Source organism: Pseudomonas sp. R3-41 (assembly GCF_054161485.1).
Map to the genome: position 1 here is coordinate 464,625 of NZ_CP096421.1, position 18,087 is coordinate 482,711.

The 18,087-nt window shown below is 62.8% G+C and carries 21 protein-coding genes; 8 read left to right on the forward strand and 13 right to left on the reverse strand.

The window, feature by feature from the left end; all coding sequences use genetic code 11:
* Positions 1–3: 3 nt before the first annotated feature.
* The 3 genes from rsmD to M1D99_RS02085 are packed head-to-tail and all read right to left on the reverse strand — an operon-like array spanning position 4 to position 3,453.
* The gene (gene rsmD / locus M1D99_RS02075; protein ID WP_458131322.1) at positions 4–615 is read right to left on the reverse strand and encodes a 16S rRNA (guanine(966)-N(2))-methyltransferase RsmD; all 612 of its coding nucleotides are present in this window, start codon (positions 613–615) and stop codon (positions 4–6) included.
* The gene (locus M1D99_RS02080) at positions 615–2,105 is read right to left on the reverse strand and encodes a M16 family metallopeptidase (protein WP_434573744.1); all 1,491 of its coding nucleotides are present in this window, start codon (positions 2,103–2,105) and stop codon (positions 615–617) included. The genes rsmD and M1D99_RS02080 overlap by 1 nt, the downstream gene beginning before the upstream one ends.
* Complete coding sequence (locus M1D99_RS02085) at positions 2,098–3,453, reverse strand: M16 family metallopeptidase (RefSeq protein WP_458131323.1); 1,356 nt, start codon at positions 3,451–3,453, stop codon at positions 2,098–2,100. The genes M1D99_RS02080 and M1D99_RS02085 overlap by 8 nt, the downstream gene beginning before the upstream one ends.
* 344 nt (positions 3,454–3,797) lie before the next feature.
* Between M1D99_RS02085 and ftsY the strand changes: the two genes are divergently transcribed.
* The 4 genes from ftsY (at position 3,798) to rpoH (ending at position 7,891) form a co-directional block, all read left to right on the forward strand.
* The gene (ftsY, locus tag M1D99_RS02090) at positions 3,798–5,237 is read left to right on the forward strand and encodes a signal recognition particle-docking protein FtsY (RefSeq protein WP_434573747.1); all 1,440 of its coding nucleotides are present in this window, start codon (positions 3,798–3,800) and stop codon (positions 5,235–5,237) included.
* Complete coding sequence (gene ftsE, locus M1D99_RS02095) at positions 5,234–5,905, forward strand: cell division ATP-binding protein FtsE (protein ID WP_003177474.1); 672 nt, start codon at positions 5,234–5,236, stop codon at positions 5,903–5,905. Before ftsY ends, ftsE begins: the two co-directional genes overlap by 4 nt.
* Positions 5,902–6,924, forward strand: a complete 1,023-nt coding sequence (gene ftsX, locus M1D99_RS02100) for a permease-like cell division protein FtsX (protein WP_186707535.1) — start codon at positions 5,902–5,904, stop codon at positions 6,922–6,924. Before ftsE ends, ftsX begins: the two co-directional genes overlap by 4 nt.
* A 112-nt stretch (positions 6,925–7,036) precedes the next feature.
* Positions 7,037–7,891, forward strand: coding sequence for an RNA polymerase sigma factor RpoH (gene rpoH / locus M1D99_RS02105; RefSeq protein ID WP_003177476.1), 855 nt, complete (start codon positions 7,037–7,039; stop codon positions 7,889–7,891).
* A 196-nt stretch (positions 7,892–8,087) separates the two neighbouring features.
* Here the strand turns inward: rpoH and mtgA are convergent, their stop codons facing one another.
* Entirely contained in the window at positions 8,088–8,810 is a 723-nt protein-coding gene (gene mtgA, locus M1D99_RS02110) for a monofunctional biosynthetic peptidoglycan transglycosylase (RefSeq protein ID WP_434573750.1), read from the reverse strand.
* Positions 8,811–8,883: 73 nt separating this feature from the next.
* On the opposite strand from mtgA, the gene M1D99_RS02115 reads away from it, so the two are divergent.
* The 4 genes from M1D99_RS02115 to trmB all read left to right on the forward strand — a co-directional run bounded on the left by M1D99_RS02115 (position 8,884) and on the right by trmB (position 11,154).
* Positions 8,884–9,264, forward strand: a complete 381-nt coding sequence (locus M1D99_RS02115; RefSeq protein ID WP_186707533.1) for a DUF423 domain-containing protein — start codon at positions 8,884–8,886, stop codon at positions 9,262–9,264.
* Between the two features lie 105 nt (positions 9,265–9,369).
* Positions 9,370–9,570 (forward strand): sulfur carrier protein ThiS, encoded by a 201-nt coding sequence (gene thiS / locus M1D99_RS02120; protein WP_163006804.1) that lies wholly within the window; start codon positions 9,370–9,372, stop codon positions 9,568–9,570.
* A gap of 54 nt (positions 9,571–9,624) precedes the next feature.
* On the forward strand, positions 9,625–10,419 hold the full coding sequence (locus M1D99_RS02125) for a thiazole synthase (protein ID WP_003177480.1): 795 nt from the start codon (positions 9,625–9,627) through the stop codon (positions 10,417–10,419).
* 9 nt (positions 10,420–10,428) lie between these two features.
* Positions 10,429–11,154, forward strand: coding sequence for a tRNA (guanosine(46)-N7)-methyltransferase TrmB (gene trmB / locus M1D99_RS02130; protein ID WP_181288180.1), 726 nt, complete (start codon positions 10,429–10,431; stop codon positions 11,152–11,154).
* 145 nt (positions 11,155–11,299) lie between these two features.
* On the opposite strand, the gene M1D99_RS02135 is transcribed toward trmB, so the two are convergent.
* From M1D99_RS02135 to M1D99_RS02175, 9 genes are all read right to left on the reverse strand, one after another.
* Positions 11,300–11,623, reverse strand: a complete 324-nt coding sequence (locus tag M1D99_RS02135; RefSeq protein WP_014340681.1) for a DUF3392 domain-containing protein — start codon at positions 11,621–11,623, stop codon at positions 11,300–11,302.
* A gap of 18 nt (positions 11,624–11,641) precedes the next feature.
* The gene (hemW, locus tag M1D99_RS02140; RefSeq protein ID WP_434573753.1) at positions 11,642–12,841 is read right to left on the reverse strand and encodes a radical SAM family heme chaperone HemW; all 1,200 of its coding nucleotides are present in this window, start codon (positions 12,839–12,841) and stop codon (positions 11,642–11,644) included.
* Positions 12,838–13,434, reverse strand: coding sequence for an RdgB/HAM1 family non-canonical purine NTP pyrophosphatase (rdgB, locus tag M1D99_RS02145; RefSeq protein ID WP_250963760.1), 597 nt, complete (start codon positions 13,432–13,434; stop codon positions 12,838–12,840). The genes hemW and rdgB overlap by 4 nt, the downstream gene beginning before the upstream one ends.
* A complete protein-coding gene (locus M1D99_RS02150) occupies positions 13,431–13,865 on the reverse strand; it encodes a DUF4426 domain-containing protein (RefSeq protein ID WP_186707531.1) in 435 nt (144 codons plus the stop codon). Before M1D99_RS02150 ends, rdgB begins: the two co-directional genes overlap by 4 nt.
* Before the next feature lie 25 nt (positions 13,866–13,890).
* Positions 13,891–14,511 carry a methionine biosynthesis protein MetW gene (gene metW, locus M1D99_RS02155; protein WP_053126236.1) on the reverse strand — a complete coding sequence of 207 codons (621 nt, stop codon included), beginning with the start codon at positions 14,509–14,511 and terminating at the stop codon, positions 13,891–13,893.
* Positions 14,512–14,518: 7 nt separating this feature from the next.
* Complete coding sequence (metX, locus tag M1D99_RS02160) at positions 14,519–15,658, reverse strand: homoserine O-succinyltransferase MetX (RefSeq protein ID WP_046063237.1); 1,140 nt, start codon at positions 15,656–15,658, stop codon at positions 14,519–14,521.
* 265 nt (positions 15,659–15,923) lie between these two features.
* On the reverse strand, positions 15,924–16,514 hold the full coding sequence (locus M1D99_RS02165) for a YggT family protein (protein ID WP_072405911.1): 591 nt from the start codon (positions 16,512–16,514) through the stop codon (positions 15,924–15,926).
* Between the two features lie 10 nt (positions 16,515–16,524).
* Positions 16,525–17,343: a pyrroline-5-carboxylate reductase gene (proC, locus tag M1D99_RS02170; protein WP_434573757.1), complete on the reverse strand. Its 819-nt coding sequence runs from the start codon at positions 17,341–17,343 to the stop codon at positions 16,525–16,527.
* A 35-nt stretch (positions 17,344–17,378) separates the two neighbouring features.
* Positions 17,379–18,065, reverse strand: a complete 687-nt coding sequence (locus M1D99_RS02175) for a YggS family pyridoxal phosphate-dependent enzyme (RefSeq protein WP_434573759.1) — start codon at positions 18,063–18,065, stop codon at positions 17,379–17,381.
* Positions 18,066–18,087: the final 22 nt, after the last annotated feature.

The following is an 18,087-nucleotide window of genomic DNA, read 5'->3' on the forward strand; positions in this document are numbered from 1 at the left end:
CGTTCAGCCTATGTCCTTTGTCAAACGCTGCCACAACGCGTAATACACCCGTCCGGATTTCTGCTCGCGGTGCAAGCGCCAGTTGCCCGGCAAGCCCAGGGTGGACGGGGCGGTCTCGCTTTCAGTGTAGACCCAGGCATCCTCGGCCAGCCACTGGCGTTCTTCGAGCAAGGCGCAGACCGTCGGCAGCAGGTTCTGGTTGAACGGCGGGTCGAGGAACACCAGGTCGAAAGGCGTTGCCGGTTGGCTGTCGAGGTAGCGCAGCGCATCGGCGGTTTGCACCTGGCCGACGGTGCAGCGCAGGGTGCCCAGGTGTTCCTTCAGGCTGGAGACCGCCAGGTTGCTGGCGTCCAGCGCCTGGCCCATGGCGGCGCCACGAGACAGGGCCTCGAGAAACAAGGCGCCGCTGCCGGCGAACGGGTCGAGCACCCGGGCACCCGCCACGTAGGGCGCGAGCCAGTTGAACAGGGTTTCCCGCACGCGGTCCGGGGTCGGGCGCAAGCCTGGGGCATCCGGGAAGCTAAGGCGCCGGCTGCGCCATTCGCCGCCGATGATGCGCAACTGGTTCACACCGTTGTGCACGGGTTTCTTGCTGGAATTGGATGGGCGGGCCATTAGTGCTCCGGAACCCCGAGCGGCTGCTCGGCAGGTTTGTCAGTGGGGGGCGGCAACGGCTTTTGCGGCACGCTCGGGCCGGCGGTGACGATAACCATCTTGTCGGTGCTCAGGTGTTTGTTCAGCGCGGCCTTGACCTGCTCGACGGTCAGTTCCTGGGACTGGCGCATGAAGTCCTCCAGGTAGCTCAGCGGCAAGTCGTAGAACCCCATGGCGCCGAGCTGGCCGACGATGTCGGCGTTGCTGGCGGTGGACAGCGGGAAGCTACCGGCCAGCTCGCGCTTGGCGTCATCGAGTTCTTTTTGGGTCGGACCGTTCTTGAGGTAGTCGGCGAACACGTCCTGCACCAGTTTCAAGGTGCCCTCGCTCATCTCTGCACGGGTTTGCAAATTGATCATGAACGGGCCGCGGGCCTGCATCGCCGTGAAACCGGAGTACACGCCGTAGGTCAGGCCGCGCTTTTCGCGAACTTCAGTCATCAACCGCGTGCCGAAGCCACCGCCGCCGAGGATCTGGTTGCCCAGGGACACGGCGGCATAATCTGGATCGTCGCGGTCGATGCCCAGTTGCGCGAGCATCAGGTTGGTCTGCTTGGAGGGGAACTCGATGTGACCGATGCTCGCCTTCGGCTCCACCGGTGGCGGGGTTTTCGCCAGGGCCGGGCCTTTGGGGAGCGCGGTGGAAACCTGGTTGGCAATCGCTTCTGCTTCGGCGCGGGACAAGTCCCCCACCAGTGCGATCACGGCGTTGCCGGCGGCATAGGCCTTGGCGTGGAACGCCCGGGCCTGGGCCAGGGTGATCGGTGGAATGCTCTCGGCGGTGCCGTCGCTGGAGTGGGCATACGGATGCTCGCCGTACAGGCGCTTCATCAGTTCCAGGCCCGCCAGTTTGCCGGGGTTCTGCTTCTGGTACTCGAAGCCGGCCAGCATCTGATTCTTGATCCGGGCAAGGGAGTCGGCGGGGAAGGTCGGTTTGCCGACGACTTCGGCGAACAACTTCAATGCCGGCTCGCGCTTGTCGGCCGCACTGAGACTGCGCAGGGACGCCACGGCCATGTCCCGGTAGGCACCGTTGCCGAAGTCCGCGCCGAGGCTTTCGAAGCCCTGGGCAATGGCGCTGACATCCTTGCCGGCCACGCCTTCGTTGAGCATGGCGTTGGTCAGCAGGGCGAGGCCAGGGGCGTCGCCGTCCTGGCTGCTGCCAGCGGCGAAGGTCAGGCGCAGGTCGAACATCGGCAATTCCCGGGCTTCGACGAACAGCACCTTGGCGCCGTCGGCGGTTTTCCAGGTTTGCACGTCGAGCTGGCGCCGGCTGGGCGCCTTGTCGTTCAGTTCAGCCAAGGATTGCAGCTTGTTGCCGGACTTGGCCTTGTCCAAGGCCTGGCTGGCGTTGGAGTCGCTGGACGGCGTCAGGTAAAAGGCCAGGGCGCAGGCCAGGGCGATCGACACCAGGCCGATCGGCACCAGGCGCGATGATTTGCGCTCACTCATGAGCTTTCTCCTCGGGCAGGATGTGCGCAACGCTTAGACGCGAGCGGGTGAAATACAGCTGGGCTGCCTTCTGGATGTCTTGCGGGGTCACGCTTTGCAGTTCGGCGAGTTCGGTGTCCATCAGTTTCCAGGACAAACCGACGGTTTCCAGCTGGCCGATGGCGGTGGCCTGGCTGGTGATCGAATCGCGCTCATACACCAGGCCGGCGATGACCTGGGCGCGTACGCGTTCCAGTTCCTCGGCGGTCGGGGCGGTGGTTTTCAACTGTTCGAGCAAGCGCCACAGGCCGGCTTCGGCCTGGGCCAGGGTTTTGTTTTTCTGCGTGTTGGGCGTTGCCGACAAGGTGAACAGCGTGTCGCCACGGGTGAACGCGTCGTAGCTCGACGAACCGCCGGACACCAACTCTTCACCGCGCTCCAGCTGGGTCGGGATCCGGCCGCTGTAGCCGCCGTCCAGCAGGGCCGAGATCAGCCGCAGGGCATTGACCGACGCCTTGTCTGTCGTGGTGGCGATGCTGGGCACGTTGAAAGCCAGCATCACGCTGGGCAGTTGGGTCTGCACATGCAAAGTGATCTGGCGCTCGCCGGGTTCGGCCAGTTCCAGGGGGATTTTCGCGACCGGCACCGCGCGCCGGGCAATCGGGCCGAAATAACGCTGGGCCAGGGACTTGACCTCATCCGGCGTTACGTCGCCAACCACCACCAGGGTCGCGTTGTTCGGGGTGTACCAGGATTGGTACCAGTGACGCAGCTCTTCGACGGTCATCCGGTCCAGGTCGGCCATCCAGCCGATGGTCGGCGTGTGGTAGCCGCTGGCCGGATAAGCCATGGCCTTGAAGCGCTCGTAGGCCTTGGACATGGGCTTGTCGTCGGTGCGCATGCGGCGCTCTTCCTTGATCACCTCGATCTCGCGGCTGAATTCCTCCGGCGGCAGGCGCAGGCTGGCCATGCGGTCGGCTTCCAGTTCGAAGGCCACGCCCAGGCGGTCACGGGCCAGCACCTGGTAATAGGCGGTGAAGTCATCGCTGGTGAAGGCGTTCTCTTCGGCACCGAGGTCGCGCAGGATCAGCGAGGCTTCGCCGGGGCCGACTTTTTCACTGCCTTTGAACATCATGTGCTCAAGGGCGTGGGACAAACCGGTCTGGCCTGGCGTTTCGTAGCTGGAGCCCACCTTGTACCAGACCTGGGACACCACCACCGGCGCGCGATGGTCTTCGCGCACGACGACCTTCAGGCCGTTGTCGAGGGTGAATTCATGGGTGGGTTGTGGGTCGGCAGCCAAGGCTGAAAAGGGCAGACAAACTGTGCTGAGCAGCAGGCCTGCGGCGCGGCGGGCAAGAGCATTCATTCGTGTTTAAACCTGTTGGGTTGCCTGCTAGGTCTTAGCCTCAGCAGGCGAGGAGGTGCTAGGATACTGATCCGTTTTACTGGCGGCCACGCCTATCGGGCCTTTTATCGGCCCGGGGTTGTCTGGGTTCCCCGGAGAAACCTTGGGTTTGCTCGTTGATCCCGACGTTTTCGCCGATGATGCCGTACCAGTCCTTCGAAAAAATCGACTTTGAGGCGTCCTGGGGACGCTTCGACAAAATGTTGCGCGTGAACAAGCTGGATGAAACGCAGTCTGTTCAGCATTGAATATTTATCACCGAGGCGCCCTCGTGGCGCGTCGCTACCGTGAGATAGCCGTCCTCCATGTTTGGTTCCAACGACGACAAGAAGACCCCAGCTGCGGCTGGCGAGAAAAAAAGCCTGTTCGGATGGCTGCGCAAGAAGCCGCAGGAAACCGTCGTCGAACAGCCAGAAGCGCTACCGGAGCCCGCCGCCGAAACAGTGGCCGAAGAGGCCGCGCCCATCGTCCTGCCGATTGCCGAGCCGGTGCTGCAGCCGGCCGAGCCTGAACCCGAGCTCGCGCCTGAGCCGCTGGCCGAACAGCCGCTGACCCCGCCGGCCGGGCAAACCCCTTGGCTGACCTTGCCGGTGGCGGAAGAGCCGGTCGCACTGGTCGAGGACGAGGTTGCGCATACCCCACCACCGATTCCGGCAACGACGCAACCTGTCGAGAAGCCGGTCGAGGCGCCGGTTGCCGAAGCGCCAGCGTCCGTCATTACGCCCGCCGCGCCTCAACCCGTTCCTGAGCCAGAGCCTGCTCCGGCTGAGGTTCCGACTCCGGCCGAGCCGCCACGCACGGCCGAAGAAAACAAGGTCGGCTTCTTCGCCCGCCTCAAGCAGGGCCTGTCCAAGACCAGCGCCAGCATCGGCGAAGGCATGGCCAGCCTGTTCCTGGGCAAGAAAGTCATCGATGACGAATTGCTGGAAGACATCGAAACCCGCCTGCTGACTGCCGATGTCGGTGTCGAGGCCACGTCGGTGATCATCCAGAGCCTGACCCAGAAGGTCGCGCGCAAACAGCTGACCGACGCCGATGCCTTGTACAAATCCCTGCAAGGCGAGCTGACCAGCCTGCTCAAGCCGGTGGAAAAACCCCTGGTGGTGGCTTCGCAGAACAAGCCGTTCGTGATCCTGGTCGTGGGCGTCAACGGCGCCGGCAAGACCACCACCATCGGCAAGCTGGCCAAGAAGCTGCAGCTCGAAGGCAAGAAAGTCATGCTGGCCGCGGGCGACACCTTCCGCGCCGCCGCGGTCGAACAGCTGCAGGTGTGGGGCGAGCGCAACAAGATCCCGGTGATCGCCCAGCACACCGGTGCCGACTCCGCCTCGGTGATCTTCGACGCCGTACAAGCGGCCAAGGCCCGTGGCATCGATGTGCTGATCGCCGACACCGCCGGTCGCCTGCACACCAAAGACAACCTGATGGAAGAGTTGAAGAAGGTTCGCCGGGTGATCGGCAAGCTCGACGCCGACGCGCCCCACGAAGTGCTGCTGGTGCTGGACGCCGGTACCGGCCAGAACGCCATCAACCAGGCCAAGCAATTCAACCAGACCGTCGAACTGACCGGGCTGGCCCTGACCAAGCTCGACGGCACGGCCAAGGGCGGGGTGATTTTCGCCCTGGCCAAGCAGTTCGGCCTGCCCATTCGCTACATCGGCGTGGGCGAAGGCATCGACGATTTGCGCACCTTTGAAGCCGAGCCCTTTGTCCAGGCACTGTTTGCCGAGCGGGAGCATTCATGATTCGTTTCGAACAGGTCGGTAAACGCTATCCGAACGGTCATGTCGGCTTGCATGAGCTGAGCTTTCGGGTCCGTCGGGGCGAGTTTCTGTTTGTCACCGGCCATTCCGGCGCCGGCAAAAGTACCCTGCTGCGCCTGTTGCTGGCGATGGAACGACCGTCTACTGGCAAACTGCTGCTGGCCGGCCAGGACCTGAGCACCATCAGCAATGCCCAGATCCCCTACCTGCGGCGGCAGATCGGCGTGGTGTTCCAGAATCACCAATTGCTGTTCGACCGCACGGTGTTCAACAACGTGGCGTTGCCGTTGCAGATCCTCGGCTTGTCCAAGGCCGAGATCATCAAGCGCGTGGACTCGGCCCTGGAGCGCGTGGCCCTGTCGGACAAGACCGACCTGTACCCAGGCGACCTGTCCACCGGCCAGCAACAGCGCGTCGGCATCGCCCGCGCCATCGTCCATCGCCCGGCCTTGCTGCTGGCGGACGAACCCACCGGTAACCTCGACCCGCGCCTGGCGGCGGAAATCATGGGCGTGTTCGAAGACATCAACCGCCTGGGCACCAGTGTGCTCATCGCCAGTCACGACCTGGCACTGATCGCGCGCATGCGTCACCGTATGCTCACCTTGCAACGCGGTCGACTGATCGGTGACGGGGAGGCCGGCGTATGAGTGCTACTCGCAGCCCGAAAGTGGCCGAACGCGTGGCCCCGAAGGCCTCCGATCCGCAGCCGCAAAAGAAAAAGCGCGACGATGACGACGGCCCGGACTTCGCCACGCTGCTGCGCGCCTGGATCGAAAGCCATCGCGCCAGCCTGCTGGACAGCCTGCGGCGCCTGGGCAAGCAGCCCATCGGCAGCTTCTTTACCTGCATGGTGATGGCGGTTGCCTTGAGCCTGCCCATGGGGCTGTCATTATTGCTAAATAATGTGGAGCGCCTCGGCGGTTCCTGGCAGCGCGCCGCGCAGATTTCCCTGTACCTGCAGATGGACGCCAGTCCTGGTGAAGGCCAGGCGTTGCGTGAGCAAATCAAGGCCATGCCAGGCGTGTCCGATGCCGAATACATCGGGCGCGAGCAGGCGCTGGAGGAATTCCAGCAGCAGTCCGGCCTGGGCGATGCCCTCAAGGAATTGCCGGAGAATCCGCTGCCAGGCGTGGTGCTGGTGACGCCGAACGAGGTCGACAAGCCGGCCCTTGAAGCATTAAGACAAAGACTTTCCGAGTTGCCGAAGGTACAACAGGCGCAACTTGATCTAGTCTGGGTCGAGCGTCTGGCGGCGATCCTCAAGCTGGGCGACCGGTTTGTCTTCGGTCTGACGGTGCTGCTGGTTTCTGCATTACTTTTGGTGATAGGCAATACCATTCGTCTTCATATTGAAAACCGCCGCACCGAGATAGAAGTGATTAAACTCGTCGGCGGTACGGACAGTTATGTACGCAGGCCCTTCCTTTATATGGGGGCGCTGTATGGCTTCGGTGCCGGCATTCTGTCTTGGGGCGTATTGGCGTTTGGCCTGGATTGGCTGAACGATGCGGTAGTGGGGCTGGCCGGTTTGTACGGCAGTGATTTCTCGCTGGCCGGAGTGCCAGTCGCCGACGGTCTGTCGCTCTTGCTTGGCGCGGTGCTGTTGGGTTATATCGGTGCATGGATTGCGGTCGCACGCCACTTGCGTGAGCTTGCGCCAAAATAGTGTTTTTTGCGCGTATTGACCTTTCGGTTTTTGTGGGAACTTGTCCTACGGTTCCCGGTCAATTTTCGCAGTGCTGAACTGCACGAGTTATGTAAGTTGGAGGTTTTTTCGTATGACCACTTCTTTGCAACCTGCTTATGCTCTGGTCCCGGGTGCGAACCTGGAGGCCTATGTGCACACGGTCAACAGCATCCCGCTGCTGACCCCCGAGCAGGAGCGTGAACTGGCCGAGAGTCTCTACTATGAGCAGGATCTTGAGGCGGCTCGGCAGATGGTGCTCGCCCACCTGCGTTTTGTCGTACATATCGCCCGCAGCTATTCCGGCTACGGGCTGGCCCAGGCCGACCTGATCCAGGAAGGCAACGTTGGCCTGATGAAGGCGGTCAAGCGTTTCAACCCGGAAATGGGTGTACGCCTGGTGTCGTTTGCCGTGCACTGGATCAAGGCGGAAATCCACGAGTTCATCTTGCGCAACTGGCGCATCGTGAAAGTCGCGACCACCAAGGCCCAGCGCAAGCTGTTCTTCAATCTGCGCAGCCAGAAGAAGCGTCTGGCCTGGCTGAACAACGAGGAAGTCCATCGCGTTGCCGAAAGCCTGGGCGTGGAGCCTCGGGAAGTGCGCGAGATGGAAAGCCGCCTGACCGGCCATGACATGGCCTTCGACCCGGCCGCCGAAGCGGACGACGACAGCGCTTTCCAATCGCCGGCCAACTATCTGGAAGACCACCGGTACGACCCGGCGCGTCAACTGGAGGACGCCGACTGGAGCGACAACTCCAACACCAACCTGCACGAAGCACTGGAAGTGCTGGACGAGCGCAGCCGCGACATCCTCTACCAGCGCTGGCTGGCCGAGGAAAAAGCCACGCTGCACGACCTGGCGCAGAAGTACAACGTGTCGGCCGAGCGGATTCGCCAGCTTGAGAAGAGCGCGATGAACAAGCTCAAGGTCTCGATCGCGGCTTGACCTGCGATAGCGACAATAAAAAACGCCCCGATCAGTGATGATCGGGGCGTTTTTTATTGTGCTCAATCTCGGACCTGACACTCCACCTGTGGGAGCGGGCTTGCTCGCGAATGCGGTGTGCCAGTCCACATCAATGTATCTGGTGCACCGCATTCGCGAGCAAGCCCGCTCCCACAAGGGGTCTCCAGTGTCTTGGTTATTGGGCCCAAGGCGCTCGCCGCGAATTATTGAGCTCCAGCAAATAACCGGCGCCCCCCAACTGGCTCATCTGCTGGCGAATCCAACCCGCCCGCCGTAGCACGTAGGGGCTCGGCCGGCTTGCGCTCCATTTTCGCGGGTTGGGCAACACCGCCGCCAACAGGCTGGCCTGTTGCCGGGGCAATGCACCCGCGCCCACGCGAAAGTGATGCCGCGCCGCCGCTTCCGCTCCAAACACGCCGTCATCCCACTCCACGCTATTGAGGTACACCTCGAGGATCCGCTGCTTGGGCCAGAACACTTCGATCAGCGCGGTGAACCAGGCCTCCAGGCCTTTGCGCAGCCAGCTGCGGCCCGACCACAGGAACAGGTTTTTCGAGACTTGCTGGCTGAGGGTGCTGGCGCCGCGGATCGAGCCGCCACGGCCATTGTGGGCGAAGGCGGCCTGGATCGCACCGATGTCGAAGCCCCAGTGTTCGGGGAATTTCTGGTCTTCGCCAGCAATTACCGCAACCTTGAGGCTGTCGGATATCTGCTCCCAAGGTTGCCAGTCGCGCTGCAGGTCGATCGGCTCGCCGTTGAACCAGGATTCAACCTTGCGCTCGATCATCAGCGCGGTGAACGGTGGCGGCACCACGCGAAACAGCAGCACCAGCACAACGCTGCCGACGGCGAACCAGAGCAGGGCTTTAAGGAATCGTCGAAACAATGTACGCAGCATAGAGATGGCTTGGCCGAACCCGTCGAGCGGGCCATTATACAGACCCTGCCCACCGAGTCTGATTGGAGTTCCCATGTTGCGTAGCTTTCTGATGCTGGCGGCTTTTTTCGGTTTCACAGGCGTGGCGTTGGGGGCATTCGCCGCCCATGGCCTGAAAAGCCGCCTGAGCGCCGATTACCTGGCGATTTTCCACACCGGCGTCACCTACCAACTGGTCCACACCCTGGCGTTGCTGGGCGTCGCGCTGCTGGCCACGCACATTCCCGGACGCATCGTCACCTGGGCTGGGGTTTCCTTTGTGATCGGTATCCTGTTGTTCTCCGGCAGCCTGTATTTGTTGACCCTTACAGGCGTTACCAAGCTGGGCATCATCACGCCCTTGGGCGGCGTGGCCTTCCTGATCGGCTGGTTGTGCCTGGGCATCGCGGCCTGGCGCCTGCAACTTGCCGCTTGAAGCTTGAAGCTTGAAGCTTGTAGCTCGTAGCTGACCAAGGGGCTTGGGTCACCCAGACTGATCGGGCTAGAATGCCAGCCCCTAAAAATGATGGCGGCATCCGGCATGCGCATTCAGTTGAACGGCGAACCCCTTGAACTGCCCGACGGTGAAACCGTTGCGGCCCTGCTGACCCGTCTGGAACTCACCGGACGCCGCGTCGCGGTGGAACTCAATCTGGATATCGTCCCGCGCAGCCAGCACGCCGAAACCACGTTGAACGACGGTGATTCGGTCGAAGTGGTCCATGCCATCGGCGGCGGCTAGTCGCCTCGGTTTCGCAGCATTTCGCAAGAACCTCACCCCAACAGAGGATTTCCCATGAGCATCGTTCGTAGCGACAAGCCCTTCGTCCTGGCCGGTCGTACCTACCAGTCGCGCTTGCTGGTAGGCACCGGTAAGTACCGCGACATGGAAGAAACCCGCCTGGCCATCGAGGCCTCGGGCGCCGAGATCGTGACCGTCGCCGTGCGCCGGACCAACATCGGCCAGAACCCGGGCGAACCGAACCTGCTGGATATCCTGCCGCCGGATCGCTACACCATCCTGCCGAACACCGCCGGTTGCTTCGACGCCATCGAGGCTGTGCGCACCTGCCGCCTGGCCCGTGAACTGCTCGACGGCCACAACCTGGTGAAGCTGGAAGTGCTGGCGGACCAGAAGACCCTGTTCCCCAACGTGATCGAAACCCTCAAGGCCGCCGAGACCCTGGTCAAGGAAGGTTTCGACGTGATGGTCTACACCAGCGACGACCCGATCATTGCCCGTCAACTGGCGGAGATCGGCTGCATCGCGGTCATGCCGCTGGCCGGCCTGATCGGCACGGGCCTGGGGATCTGCAACCCATACAACCTGCAGATCATCCTGGAAGAAGCCAAGATCCCGGTGTTGGTGGATGCCGGTGTCGGTACCGCCTCTGACGCCACCATTGCCATGGAATTGGGTTGCGAAGCGGTGCTGATGAACTCGGCCATCGCCCACGCCCAGCAGCCGATCCTGATGGCCGAAGCCATGAAACACGCCATCGTCGCCGGTCGCCTGGCGTACCTGGCCGGGCGCATGCCGAAAAAACTTTACGCCAGCGCCTCCTCGCCGCTGGATGGTCTGATCAAGTAAGAGCCATTGATGACTGAATCGAACGACACGCCGGTCCTGCCGGAAGAAGGCGAAGAGCGCCAGCACCGCCGCATCAAGAGTTTCGTAATGCGCGCCGGGCGCATGACTGAAGGCCAGCAGCGTGGCCTGGAGCAGGGCGCGCCGCTTTATGTCCTGCCGTTGGCTGACGCACCGGTCGACTTCGACCAGGTATTTGGCCGCTCGGCCCCGCGCTCGCTGGAAATCGGCTTTGGCATGGGCCACTCGTTGTTGGAGATGGCCGCCGCTTCACCTGAGCAGGATTTCATTGGTGTGGAAGTCCACCGTCCAGGCGTCGGTGCGCTGCTCAATGGCGTACTGACCCAAGGGCTGACCAACCTGCGGGTCTACGATTGTGACGCCATCGAAGTGCTCAACCGCTGCGTGGCCGATAACAGTCTCGATCGGCTGATGCTGTTCTTCCCGGATCCCTGGCACAAAAGCCGTCACCATAAGCGCCGGATCGTCCAGGCGTCGTTCGCTGAGCTGGTGCGTAGCAAGTTGAAGGTCGGCGGTGTGCTGCACATGGCCACCGACTGGGAACCCTACGCCGAGTACATGCTGGAAGTGATGAACGTCGCCCCGGGTTATCGCAACCTGGCCGAAGATGGCAAGTGCGTGCCGCGCCCGGCTGAACGGCCGATCACCAAGTTCGAGCGCCGTGGCGAACGGCTTGGGCATGGGGTTTGGGATTTGAAGTTCGAGAAATTGGCGTAAACACCAGAAATCCCTGCTGAAATGGGATTCCCTGTGGGAGCGGGCTTGCTCGCGAAAGCGGTGTAGCAGTCGACATGGATGTTGAATGTTCTGCCGCATTCGCGAGCAAGCCCGCTCCCACATGTGTTTCGTGGTGTCTGTTGGTTCAGCGCCGATCCGCCACTACGCCAATCAACACCAGCACCACCAACAACACCGGCGCCAGGCTGTAGTTGTTGAACTGGCTCAAGCCCCTGACGATCCACGGCGTGGCATAGATCAGCGCCGCGCCGCTGCCGATCATGCATAGCAGGGCGATCAAGGGGACGCGCAAGGCGCCGGCGATGCTGCCCAGGCGCTGTTCGACCCAGCCCTTGATGTCGGCACCAAACAGCACCAGCAAACAGCCTACCAATGCCAGGGAGATTTCCGACAGGTTGCTGCGGCTCCAGCGGGACACGGTGGCCAGCAGGTCGAGTACCAGATCCATTCGATTTCCTTGTGTTGATCAGCTCAGAAATGTCTGCAGCAAGTCATTGAGAAACAGCTGTCCGCGCTCGGTGGCCGCCAGACGTGTCGGTTCGACCTGCAACAACCCGCTTTGTTCGGCCTCGCGCCGGCCTTCGGCCAGGCTTTCAAGTGGCAGCCCGGTGCGCTCCGGGTACAGCCGCGCTTCCACGCCTGCGGTCAGGCGCAGGGCGTTCATCAGGAACTCGAATGGCAGTTCTTCGTTGGCCAGGATTTTCTCGCCGGCCTGGAAGCTTTTGGCTGGGTTGAGGTAGTCCTTGGGCAGGCGGGTCTTCCAGGTGCGCACGATGCGCCCGTCCGGATGGCTGAGCTTGCCGTGGGCGCCGGCACCGATGCCGATGAAGTCGCCGAAACTCCAGTAATTGAGGTTATGCCGCGCCGCCCGACCGGGCTGGGCGTAGGCCGAGACTTCGTATTGGCCGTAGCCGTGTTCGGCCAGCAAGGCCTGCCCGGCTTCCTGGATGTCCCACAGCGTGTCGTCTTCGGGCAAGGTCGGCGGCTGGTTCCAGAACACCGTGTTCGGCTCCAGCGTCAATTGGTACCAGGACAGGTGGGTCGGCTTCAAGGCGATGGCCTGGCGCAGGTCGCTCAAGGCGTCGTCGAGGGACTGGTCGGGCAGCCCATGCATCAGGTCCAGGTTGAAATTGTCGAACCCGGCCTGGCGGGCCATGCCGGCGGCGCGCACCGCCTCGTCACCGTTATGGATCCGGCCCAAGGCTTCGAGCTTGGCCTGCTGGAAGCTCTGGATGCCGATGGACAAGCGATTGATGCCCAGGGCCCGGTAGGCGACGAACTTTTCCTGCTCGAACGTGCCGGGGTTGGCTTCCAAGGTGATTTCAATGTCCTGGGCGAACGGTATCCGCGCTTCGACACCCTTGAGCAAGCGGCCCAAGGCCTGGGCGCTGAACAGGCTCGGGGTGCCGCCACCGAAGAAGATCGAGCTCAGCGGGCGACCGTAAACCGCGTGCAGGTCCTGGTCGAGGTCGGCCAGCAGGGCGTCGACATACTCTTCTTCCGGCAACTGCGGACTGGCGGTGTGGGAGTTGAAGTCGCAATACGGGCATTTGCGCACGCACCACGGGATGTGGACGTACAACGCCAGGGGCGGCAGCACCGGCAGCGGCGCCCGAGGCGTTTGGACACCGCCATGAATCAGCGGTGCGGGAGCGTCATCGATCATTGCAGGCCCAGGCGTTGACGCAGCAGGGCCATGGCGCGGGCGCGGTGGCTCAGTTGGTTTTTTTCCACCGGCCCCAGCTCGGCGCTGGAGCAATTGCGCTCCGGCACCCAGAACAACGGGTCGTAGCCAAAACCGTGCTCGCCGCTGGCCTCGGTGAGAATGCGCCCGTGCCACAGGCCCTCGCAGAGGATCGGCAACGGATCGTCGGCGTGGCGGACCAAGGCCAGCACACAGACGAACTGCGCGCCGCGCTCGGCTTCGGGCACGTCCTTGAGGGCGTCGAGCAGCTTGGCGTTGTTCGCCGCGTCACCTTTGCCGTCAGCGTAACGGGCCGAGTAAATGCCCGGCGCACCGCCGAGGAAATCCACGGCCAGTCCGGAATCGTCGGCCAGCGCTGGCAGACCGGAGATACGCGCGGCATTGCGGGCCTTGAGAATGGCGTTCTCGACGAACGACAGGCCAGTCTCCTCCGGTTCCACCTGGCTGAATTCGCCGATGGAGCGCAACTGCACCGACCCGCCGAGCATGGCCTGCAGTTCCTTGAGTTTGCCGGCGTTGTGGCTGGCCAGCACGAGTTGGGTAAGGTTGATCATTGGCCCGGGAACAGTTCCTGGTTGAAGTTGAGGGTGTTGATCTTGTCGCCGATCCGCACCTGGATCTCGAAGGTGCGGTTTTCCTGCTGGGGCACCGGATACTGGGCGATGTAGTAGATCGCGCCTTGCTCGATCACCTGCTTGAATTGCAGCGGGATGCTCTGGCTGGTGAGGTCTTTCACCGTGCCGCTGACCTGGGCCATCAAGGGCTTGCCGCCCTTGATCACCGAAATATTGATCACGCCCTGGTTCTTGCTGCGAATCAGCTCGGCTGCCTTGGCGATGTCGGGCGTCAGGAACGTGGAGTTGAAGGTGTTGTAGTGCACGGTGATATCACCGAATTTTTCCATGCGCTCGGCCTTGATGGCGTCGGCGGCCATGGCGCCAACGCTCAGGCAAGCGGTGATCAAAAACAACGCTAGACGTTTCATGTCGTGCTCCTGGTGAGGCCGGGGCTCACACCGCGACCTGATGATCGGCCAGGCCTGGGCTGCTGACCCGATAGATGCCTATTTCCCCTAACAGATTAGGCCATAGCTTGCTGGCCCACCCGTGGCGGTGCTGTTGGTCCACGGCCAGGCGATCGATGACCTTGGCCTCACGTTCGTGGCACAGCGCTTCGAAATCCTTGAAGGTGCAGAAGTGGATGTTCGGCGTGTTGTACCAGGTGTAGGGCAGGAAATCCGAGACCGGCATGCGGCCCTTGCTCGCCAGGTACCAGCGGCAGCGCCAGTGGCCGAAGTTGGGGAAGGTGATGATGCACTGGCGTCCGACCCGCAGCATTTCGTCGAGGATCTTGTCCGGGTAGTGCACCGCTTGCAGGGCCTGGGTCATGACCACGATGTCGAAGCTGTTGCTGGCGAAGTTGCCCAGGCCCTTGTCCAGGTCCTGCTCGATGACGTTGATGCCCTTGGCGACGCACTCGGCAATGTTGTCCGGGTCGTTTTCCAGGCCGTAGCCGGTGACTTGCTTGTTGTCCCGCAGCCAGGTCAGCAGTTCGCCGTTGCCGCAGCCCAGGTCGAGCACGCGGCTGCCGGCGGGGATCCATTCCTGGATGATGTCCAGATCGGCTCTCATGGCGTCCTCACAGCGTTATACGGTTCATGTAGTTGCCGAACGCCTGCAGGTAGCGCGGGATCGGGATCAAAAAGGCGTCGTGGCCCTGGGGCGCGTCGATTTCCAAGTAGCAGACGTCCTTGCGCGCGGCCATCAGCGCATCCACCAGCTCCCGCGAGCGCGCCGGGGAGAAGCGCCAGTCGGTGGTGAACGACATCACACAGAACTTGGCGGTGGCGTTGGCGAAGGTTTTCGCCAGGTTATCGTCGAAGTTCGCCGCCGGATCGAAGTAGTCCAGCGCCTTGGTCATCAACAGGTAGGTGTTGGCGTCGAAACGCCCGGAGAACTCTTCACCTTGATAACGCAGGTAACTCTCGACCTGGAACTCGACGCTGTGGAAGTCGTAGTTGAGCTTCTCGCTCTTGAGTCCTCGGCCGAATTTCTCGCCCATGGAGTCGTCGGACAGGTAGGTGATGTGCCCGACCATGCGCGCCAGCATCAGCCCACGCTTGGGGATCACGCCGTGTTCCTGGAACGAACCGCCGTGGAATTCCGGGTCGGTGAGGATCGCCTGGCGCGCCACTTCGTTGAAGGCGATGTTCTGCGCCGACAGCTTGGGCGCCGAGGCGATTGCCAGGCAGTGGCGCACGCGGTCCGGGTAGGTGATGGTCCATTGCAGGGCCTGCATGCCGCCCAGGCTGCCACCGATCACCGCCGCCCACTGGCCGATGCCGAGGCGGTCGGCCAGGCGCGCCTGGCTATGGACCCAATCTTCCACGGTCAGTACCGGGAAATCGGCGCCGAAGGGCTTGCCGGTGTCCGGGTTGAGGCTGCTGGGGCCGGTGGAGCCGTTGCAACCGCCGAGGTTGTTCAGGCTGACCACGAAAAACTTGCTGGTGTCGATGGGCTTGCCCGGGCCAATGCAGCTATCCCACCAGCCGGGCTTGCGGTCGTCGATGCTGTGGTAGCCGGCGGCATGGTGATGCCCCGACAAGGCGTGGCAAATCAACACGGCATTGCTCGCCGTGGCGTTGAGGGTGCCGTAGGTTTCGTAGATCAGGTCATAGGCTGGCAACGAACGGCCGCAGGCCAGGGCCAGGGGCTCGCTGAAATGCGCCGTTTGCGGCGTCACCAGACCAACGGAATCGGGGGGAAAGGCTGCTGGCATCGACCCTGCTCGCGTTGAAATGAGGCGTAAGTCTAAAGACCGCTGGGGTTAGCGGCAAGCAAACGGCGGCGCTGATTGTCCGCTGATGCAAACCCTGTGGTGACTGGATCAATCTGTGGCGAGGGAGCTTGCTCCCGCTGGGGCGCGAAGCGGCCCTGAAAGCTGCCGCCCGGGGCTGTCTGGACGACGGTGGCGCCCGGTTTGGGGCTGCTTCGCAGCCCAGCGGGAGCAAGCTCCCTCGCCACAGGAAAAGTTGCAGCGTGCTTTAGATCAGCAACCGCAGGATCTCCGGCATCATGGTCATTGCCGCCAGGTTATTGATCACCAGCATGTCGATCAGCTTGAGCACCATGAACGCCAGGATCGGCGAGATGTCCAGGCCACCCAGGTTCGGCACGATGCGGCGGAACGGTGCCAGGGCCGGCTCGCAGATCTGGTTCACCAGTTCGGCACCCGGGTTATGGCTGCCCGGCGCGACCCACGACAGGATCACGCTGATGATCATGGCGAAGAAGAAAATCTTCAGGAACAGCGCGGTCACGCCAATGATCGACCAGATCAGCAGTTGCAGCGGGTTGCCGGTGGTGCCGTAGGTCAGCAGCAAGGTCAGGGCCATCAATGCCAATTGCACCAGGATCGCCAGGACCAGCGACGACATGTCCAGGCCGAACAGGCTCGGGATGATCCGGCGCAGCGGCTTGAGCAGCGGCTGGGTGGCCTTGACGATGAACTGGCACAACGGGTTGTAGAAGTTGGCACGCACCAGTTGCAGCACGAAGCGCAGCAGCACGATCAGCAGGTACAGGCTGCCGAGGGTTTGCAGCACGTAGACCGCTGCAGTGTTCAATCCAATCATGAATGGCTCCTTATTGGCCCAGTTGTTCGGCCATTTCGGCCGAGCGGTGCGCGGCGGCGCCGAGTGCTTTTTCCACCAGGGCTTCGAAGCCCCCGGCCTGGAACGATTTGATGGCCGCTTCTGTGGTGCCGGCCGGCGAAGTCACGCGGCGGCGCAGCTCGGCCGCATCGACGTCGCTGGACACCGCCATGTGCGCGGCACCGAGGGCGGTCTGCAAGGTCAACTGGGCGGCGGTTTCCCGGCTCAGGCCAAGCTTCTCGCCAGCGGCGGTCATGGCTTCGATCAGCAGGAAGAAGTACGCCGGCCCCGAGCCGGAGACGGCGGTGACGGCGTCCAATTGCTGTTCGGTGTCCAGCCACAGGGCCAGGCCCACGGCCGACAGCAGCGTTTCGGCCTGCTGGCGTTGTTCGGCGCTCACCTGTTCGGTGGCGAACAGGCCGCTGACACCCTGGCGCAGCAGCGCCGGGGTGTTGGGCATGCAGCGTACGATCGGCTGCTCGCCGAGCCAGTTGTTCATGCTGGCGCAGGTGATACCCGCTGCAATCGACACCACCAGTTGATGGGGCTTGAGGCTTGGGCGCAGGGCCTCGCAGACGGTTTTCATCGCTTGCGGCTTGACCGCCAGCACGATGACGTCCGCGCCGTCGATGGCCTGGGCGTTGTCGGCAAAGGTCTCGATGCCGTGCTCGGCGCTGACTCGGGTGCGGGTCTCTTCACCTGGATCGCTGGCGCGGATCAGAGAAGCGTCCAGACCCTTGGCCCGCAGGCCGCCGATCAGGCTGGCGGCCATGTTGCCGGCGCCGATGAAAGCAATACGCGTGTTGCTCATGACAGGTCCTTATAAAGAGATGAGTCGGCCATGGTTCAGGAGTGACCGTAGTCGCGGGCGCCAAACAGGGCAGTGCCGATGCGCACCCAGGTGGCGCCTTGAGCAATGGCCGACTCAAGGTCGTGGCTCATGCCCATGGAAAGTGTGTCCAGTGGCAGTGCCAGGCTGGCTTGCAGGCGTTGAACGGCGGCGAAGGCCGCATCCTGGGCGGTGCGGTCATCGGTGGGTTCGGGAATTGCCATCAGCCCGCGAAGCTTCAAGCGTGGCAAAGCACTGATGGCATTGGCGAGGGCGGGCAGGTCGGCCGGAGTGCAGCCGGATTTGCTGGCTTCACCGCTGACATTGACCTGGATGCAGATGTTCAGCGGCGGCAATTCGGCCGGACGCTGCTCGGACAGGCGCTGTGCAATTTTCAAGCGATCCACGGAATGCACCCAATCGAAGTGTTCGGCGATAGCACGCGTCTTGTTCGATTGAATGGGGCCGATGAAGTGCCAGATCAAGGGCAGGTCGGTCAATTCGGCCTGTTTGCTCAAGGCCTCTTGCAGGTAGTTCTCGCCGAAGTCCCGCAGGCCGGCGGCATAGGCTTCACGCAGGGCCTGGGCGGGCTTGGTCTTGCTCACGGCCAGCAGTTGGACGCTGCCTTCGGCACGTTGGGCGGTCTGCTCCGCCGTGCGGATACGCGAACTAACCTGAGCAATGTTGTCTGCTATCGTGGACATAAAGAAGCGCCAGCGGTGAGGT